Source organism: Cryobacterium melibiosiphilum (genome assembly GCF_003602235.1).
In the GTDB taxonomy this organism is placed as follows: Bacteria; Actinomycetota; Actinomycetes; order Actinomycetales; family Microbacteriaceae; genus Cryobacterium; species Cryobacterium melibiosiphilum.
The window spans coordinates 46175-52250 of the sequence record NZ_QZVS01000069.1 but is presented as its reverse complement, the minus strand read 5'-3'; the positions used below and the strand labels follow the sequence as shown (position 1 = coordinate 52250).

5 protein-coding genes are annotated in these 6076 nt (G+C 62.0%); 1 reads left to right on the top strand and 4 read right to left on the bottom strand.

Translation table 11 applies throughout. The features are described from left to right. Window positions 1-331: 331 nt before the first annotated feature. Window positions 332-1228: an IclR family transcriptional regulator gene (locus D6T64_RS05960; protein WP_158594829.1), complete on the top strand. Its 897-nt coding sequence runs from the start codon at window positions 332-334 to the stop codon at window positions 1226-1228. Window positions 1229-1297: 69 nt separating this feature from the next. Here D6T64_RS05960 and D6T64_RS05955 read toward each other — a convergent pair whose 3' ends face one another. The 4 genes from D6T64_RS05955 to D6T64_RS05940 all read right to left on the bottom strand — a co-directional run bounded on the left by D6T64_RS05955 (window position 1298) and on the right by D6T64_RS05940 (window position 6071). Beyond that, window positions 1298-2203: a glycine betaine ABC transporter substrate-binding protein gene (locus D6T64_RS05955; protein WP_119973118.1), complete on the bottom strand. Its 906-nt coding sequence runs from the start codon at window positions 2201-2203 to the stop codon at window positions 1298-1300. Beyond that, the gene (locus D6T64_RS05950) at window positions 2200-3165 is read right to left on the bottom strand and encodes an ABC transporter permease (protein WP_119973116.1); all 966 of its coding nucleotides are present in this window, start codon (window positions 3163-3165) and stop codon (window positions 2200-2202) included. Before D6T64_RS05950 ends, D6T64_RS05955 begins: the two co-directional genes overlap by 4 nt. Next, a complete protein-coding gene (locus D6T64_RS05945; RefSeq protein ID WP_119973114.1) occupies window positions 3165-4475 on the bottom strand; it encodes a quaternary amine ABC transporter ATP-binding protein in 1311 nt (436 codons plus the stop codon). The genes D6T64_RS05950 and D6T64_RS05945 overlap by 1 nt, the downstream gene beginning before the upstream one ends. Window positions 4476-4610: 135 nt before the next feature. Beyond that, window positions 4611-6071, bottom strand: a complete 1461-nt coding sequence (locus D6T64_RS05940) for an aldehyde dehydrogenase (NADP(+)) (RefSeq protein WP_119973112.1) — start codon at window positions 6069-6071, stop codon at window positions 4611-4613. Window positions 6072-6076 lie beyond the last annotated feature (5 nt).

Sequence of the window (6076 nt, the reverse complement as noted above, 5' to 3'; positions counted from 1 at the left end):
GCAAGGCCGGCAGCTTCGCCGGGCCCACCACGAAAACCAGGACTCTGAATTTAGCGACGCCCTTCAGTCAACGCGGGGCGGTGGATCGAGGCTAAGCACGCACGTCGTCCTCGCCCCGCCCGGTGCATTTCCCGCTCCTGACAGCCGAACGTCGCCTCACCGCAGGTTGTGCGGGCGCGCGCAGCGGGCCTCGGCGTTTATACTTGCAAAGAATGTTCCAAGAAGCCGTCGTAGCAGCTGGTCGCCTCTTTCAACTGATCCAAGCCCAGACCGGCATTTGATGTCGCCAGGGTGCGGCCTCAAGAGATCCAACCGTTCAAGCCCCGCACGCGTGGCACGACGGAGCTGGTCGACCAATGTTGCCACGCTGGCGACTCTATTAGACGGCATCTTCGATGCGAATCGAGAGGCGAACGGTATCGACGAGCGAACAGATCAAACGGGCGAGACGCCCGAAGCTAATGAGAATGTGCCCGAACTCATGAACCGTTCGGTGCTTCGAGCGATGGCCCTACTTCAGGAACTGGGGAAACGACCCGAAGGGGCAACCGCAGCCGAGTTAGCCGTTGCCACCCGACTAGCGCGACCCACCGCGTTTCGACTGCTCCTCAGCCTCGCGCACTCGGGCATGGTGGTCAAGATCGAGAGCAGATTCTCGCTCGGCCTAGAACTCGCCCGACTCGGCCGCATCGCAGATCCCTACCGCGAGTTGCAACCGCGCGTCCAGGTGTTCATCGACCGTCTCTCGAAAGAGCTGAACGAAGCCACTGCCTTTTCGATCGTCACGGGACCATCCGGTCTCGATCTCATCGCTGAGGCCGCGGGATCCCATCTGCTCTCGACCGCGATGGGTTACATCGGGCGCGATATGCCCCTGCATGCCAGTGCGATGGGAAAAATTCTGCTGGCCGAGCTTGCAGACGACCAGATCGTCGCGCTTCTGCCCGAGCAACTGGAGAAGCTCACACCCTTCACGATCACCGATCGCAGACTTCTACTCCATGAACTGGCTGACGTGCGGGCTCGGGGGTACGCCACCCTCGACAATGAACTCGAGGACGGACTGTATGCAGTGGCCGTGCCCGTGCGCGATCACGCCGGGCACCTCACCGGCATTTTGTCGGTTTCCGGTCTCGGCCAGCGCATGAAGGCGGTCAACGTGCACGCCTATATCGAGAAGCTTCGCACCGCATCCAACCAGCTCACAGCGGACATCCTGGGTAGCTGAGGGCCCGGCCCGCGCAGGGAACGGGGCGTATCCACCGAGTGGATACGCCCCGTGATCACTCGCCCGTGGTTACGGGATCAACGTGGGGAAAGCATCCGGGTTCTCCTCGATCCACTTGGCGACGGCACCCTCGAAATCGTCGAGGTACTCGTCGCTCGTGATGAGGCTCTCGAGAGCTCCGTATGCATCATCGTCAAGCTGAATTCCAGCGATCAGCTCGGCCGCATCCGGATGCTCTTCGGAGAACCCCTCCACGGCGAGGGTCTGCAGGCTTTCTGCTTCCCCCATCGCGCCTTCGGGGTCCTCGAGGTCCCGCATGTCGTAGGCGCTGTTCGCCCAGAAGGGACGCCACAGCGTCACCACGATTTCTTCTTTATTCTCCAATGCCTCGCCCAGAACGGTGAGCATCGACGCCGTCGACGACGTGCGCAGCGTCCAGTCATCCAGACCGTAGGCCGGCATCGCGTCTTCCTGGGTCACCCGAGTCAGACCGGCTCCGGGCTCCACGCCGATGATCTCGCTGTTGAACGTGGAACCTTCACCGGTCAGATCTGCGATGGAATAGGCACTCGAGTACGACGGGACCGCGAGCGTCAGCTTCGCGTTGTCGTAGTAAACATTCAGGGATTCGAGAGTCTCCCCGAACTCATCCATGTAGGACTTATGCGTAATGTCCGGCCACGTGGATGCAAAGATATCGAGGTCGCCATTGGCGGTCGCCGCAAAGATCGGACCATTGTCGGCAAGCGTTTCTACCTCAATGCTGTAGCCGAGCTTCTCGAGCTGGTTCTTGATCAAGTACGTCAGGCTCTCTTGATCCGTCCAACCCGCGACGTAGCCCATGGAGAGGGTGGTGCCGGCGGCATCGCCGCTGTCGTCGCCGCCACCGCCACTGCCGGAGTTGGAGCAAGCGCCGAGGGTCAGTGCGGCCGTGGTCGCGATTGCCAGGGCCGTTATGAGCTTGATCGATTTCATTTTGCTACCTTTTCTAGAATGTTCAGCGGGGCGCTCTGGTGGGTTGGCACAGTGATGATTCTCGATCTAGCGGCGGCGATGGCTTTGTTGCTCTTCCGGCGGCTGAGCGTCGCGCGGATGGAAGTCGGATAGTCGGCGCGGTTGCCCAGCGCGGCCGTCAAACGGTCGAGGAAGACCGCGATGATCACCACGCACAGCCCGGCCTCGATACCGAGTTCGAGACGTTGGGTGGCAACCGCAGCGACGACGTCTTTACCCAAGCCGTCGGCTCCGACAAAGCCGGCAAGCACGGCCATCGACAGGGCGAGCATGATGACCTGGTTGATGCCGGCCATTATGGTGGGTGTCGCGAGCGGAAGCTGGATGCCGCGGAGGATCTTGCCAGGAGTGACGCCGAAAGCATGGCCCGCCTCAACGGTCTCGCTATCCACACCCCGGATGCCGAGCTCGGTGAAGCGCACTCCCGGGGGGAGTGAAAAGATCACCGTGGCAAAGATGCCCGGAACGAAACCGATGCTGAAGAGCAAGACCGCCGGAATCAGGTAGACAAACGCCGGCATGGTCTGCATGAAGTCCAGAACGGGCTTCACAACGGCGCTGACTGTGTCGTTCTTAGCCGCGAGGATTCCGAGCGGCACGGCGATTGCGATGGCTATAAGCGTCGCAATGATCACGAGGCCGAGTGTCTGCATGGTGCTTTCCCAAAAGCCCATCGAGTCGACGACCAGCAGTGAGATCACGGTGCCGACCGCCAACTGCCACGAACGTAGGTACCAGCCGATCAGTGCGAGTAGCAGGATGACGATCGGGGTGGGGGTGACCAACAACAGATCGACGAGACCCTCTACGGCCGATTTAACCACGACCGTGAAGATATCTATCAGCCATTGAAAGGTTTCCTTGAACCAGTCGAAGATGTCTCTGCCCCAGGTTCCAATCGGAATGCGATAGAACTCATCCATCAGAATGCCCCCTTCTCACCCGATGCCGGGTTGCCCGGCGGCTTGACGATGGAGATCGCACTCGTCGCGGGAGGAAGATTCGCCAATGACGCGAGCAAGGTCACACGGGGCACGACACCCAAGAGTCGATCGTCGTCGTCGGTGACAGCGATCGGCAGACTGCTCTCGACGACCATCTCAAAGAGATTCGCCATGAGCTGATTCGGTTTCACGATCGAAGGAACGGGACACATTCTCTCGGTGAGATCGGTGCCTTCCTCGCGCACGAGCCGCATCATGTCTTTGTCGCGAACGATGCCGAGCAGCCTGTGCCGATCATCGGTCACGTAGCAGGCGGAGACCTGCAGGCGACGCATCGTATCCAGCGCCGTGCGCGGTCCGGCGGTCGCCCTCACCACGGAGCGTGCGGGCTCCATGACATCGCCCGCGGTGAGAATGCGTGCGCGATCAACATCCTGTACGAACTGAGCGACGTAGTCGTTGGCCGGGTCGGTGAGGATGCGATTGGGGGTACCCACCTGCACGATCCGGCCATTGCGCATCACGGCGATGCGATCGCCGAGAAACATTGCTTCGTTCAGATCGTGCGTGATGAAGACTATCGTCTTGCCAAGTTCGCCTTGCAGCTCGATCAACAGTTCTTGCATCTCGCGGCGGATCAGCGGGTCGAGTGCGGAGAAGGCCTCGTCCATCAGGAGGATCTCGGTGTCGGCCGCGAAAGCCCGGGCGATCCCGACACGCTGCTTCATCCCGCCAGAGAGTTGGCCGGGCAGGCTGTCAGCCCACTCGCCCAGGCCGACACGGTCGAGCCAATGCCGAGCGCGCTCCTGACGCTCCACGGCCGGTAGTCCCTGGCTTTCGAGGCCGTACGCGACGTTGTCGACCACCGTACGGTGCGGCAGCAAGGCAAAGTGCTGAAAAACCATCGACATCTTGTCGCGTCGCCGTTCGCGAAGTTCGGTCGCCGAACAACCGACGACTTCCTCGCCGAGCACCATGATCGATCCTTCGCTGGCGGGGTTCAGCCCGTTCAGCATGCGGATGAGCGTCGACTTGCCCGATCCGGACAAGCCCATAACGACGAAGATTTCGCCTTTTTGAACGTTGAACGAGACATCGATCACGGCTGCGGTGCCCAGGCCGAGAAGGTCGTCGCGGTCCCGTCCCGTCTTGAGGTGTTGGACAACCTCCTGCGGGCGCTTACCGAAAACTTTGTAAACATTTGACACGTCGATTGCAAGTGGCCGTTCGTCGGGGGGCGAATCCCTCGGGGCGGTTGCCACAAGTGTGGCGGGTAGTTGGTCGGTCATCGTTGACTCCAATCCAGCAGGGTGGTTCTAGGGCTCACCAGACACGGACCGTGCACGTGCCGGTCAGTGAACGGTGAGGTTGAGCGGAAGTATCCGCTTCGTGGTCGATCGGCGCCGCGGCGAAGCGCCGGATGGTTATCGGCCGTCGACCAGGCGCGGCACGGGGTCTGCGGAGTCCTCCCGTAGCTCGTCGGGAAGCTGACGCTGGGGAAACCCCTGCAACGCGACCGGTCGCACAAAACGACCAATCGCCGCGACGCCGACAGACGTCGACACACTCGACGTTGATGCCGGGTACGGCCCACCGTGCTGTTGTGCGTATGTCACCGAGACCCCCGTCGGCCACTGGTTCCAGAGCACCCGGCCAGCCTTCACCATGAGTGTATCGATGAGTTCGGCTACGTCGTCGCCATTTTCGGCCTGGATCGAGGCGGTGAGCTGGCCCTCGAAGGCCAAGGCCAGGTCACCGAGTTGCCCGGCGTTGTCATACTCGATGACGAGCGCGGAGGGTCCGAAGCATTCCGCGAGCAGGGTGCTCGGGTTGGCGAGCACGTCCGCCGCGGAGACGAGGTGCAGGATGGGTGACGGTATGTCGCCGTAGGGGGCCGGTCCCGCATTGATGATTTCGGCACCGCCCGCCTGCAAAGCACGCACCGACTCGACATAGCCGGAGCGAATCCGCTCGTTCAACATCGGGGCACCGTCCGGCAACTTGGCCTTGCGCAGCGTCGCCAGCATTCGGGAGTTCAGCGGCACAAGGACCGTGCCCGGCTTGGTACAGAACTGGCCGGAACCCAAGGTAAAGGATGCGATGAATTCGCCTGCGATCTCAGCGCCGCGGGCTGTGTCGGCCGCCTGAGTGACGAAGACCGGGTTGTTGCTTCCGAGTTCGCCGAAAAATGGAATGGGTTCGGGGCGGGACTGGGCGAGCTCAAATAGAGCTCGGCCACCGGAGATCGAGCCGGTAAACCCGGCTGCTTTGATTCTCGGATCCTGAACCAGGGCTCGTCCCACCGCCGTGCCGAACACCAAAGCGAAGGATCCCGGGGGAGCTCCCGCGGTAGCTAGGGCCTCAGACACGACCTGGGCCGTTTCCCGGGAGAGTTCGGCATGGCCGCTGTGTGCCTTGACCACAACCGGGCAGCCAGCGGCCAGAGCAGAAGCGGTGTCGCCGCCGGCGACCGAAAACGCGAACGGGAAGTTGCTGGCAGCAAATACGGCGACCGGTCCGATCGGTATGTGCGTGCGGCGCAGGTCGGGTCGGGCGCCCATGGGCCATTCGGGATCCGCATGGTCGATGCGCACATCGAGGTAACGGGCATCGGCGACGGCCTCAGCGAAGAGTCGAAGCTGGAAGGTGGTGCGGTTGAGTTCCCCTCGGAGCCGGACTTCGGTCAGCTGGGTCTCGTGGTGGGCAAGCAACACGAGTGGGTCTGCTGCCGCGTCGAGGGCATCGGCGATCGCGATGAGGTAGGTCGCCCGTGTGGTGCGATCACCTCGCCGCAACTGGCCGGAGGCCAGCTCGGCTGCCGAGAGGATCACCTCCAATTCGGAGAGTTCGGTCGGCGGTATGGTGTTCAGGTCTGTGGAATTCATTGTTT